This window comes from Oleiphilus sp. HI0080, from assembly GCF_001635135.1.
In genome coordinates this window covers 1-393 of record NZ_LWFU01000132.1, presented here as the reverse complement: position 1 = coordinate 393, position 393 = coordinate 1, and the positions used below count along the sequence as shown (strand labels likewise).

1 protein-coding gene is annotated in these 393 nt (G+C 46.3%); it reads left to right on the top strand.

From position 1 onward, the window contains the following. Positions 1-123 precede the first annotated feature (123 nt). Positions 124-393, top strand: a 270-nt coding sequence (locus A3751_RS01630) for an NAD(P)-binding protein (RefSeq protein ID WP_156492174.1), incomplete at its 3' end; no start/stop codon positions are given.

Here is a 393-nt window from a genome sequence, read left to right as displayed (position 1 = left end):
CGACCATCTACGACTGACCGCAAAATACCTACAAAAAGTAGATTACGACAAAGTTTGAAGGACCGAAGCAAGCGTATACTGCTTGTTTCGAGCTTCTAATTCAGCCGCTTTGTTGAGTCCACTATGCACACTTCAAAAAATAACAATACTGCCCAAGACACGTCATCAGACGAGCAATTCGATTTTGACCAAATTATTATCGGCTCGGGCTTCGGGGGATCTTGCAGCGCCCTTCGCCTTAGCGAGAAGGGCTATCGCGTTCTCGTACTCGAAAAAGGCAAACGCTGGAAAGAAACAGACTTCCCCGAAACAAATTGGAACTTTAAAAAGTACCTTTGGGCGCCCAAACTCGGCATGACCGGCCCATGGCAAATTACACCAACCAGAAAAGTT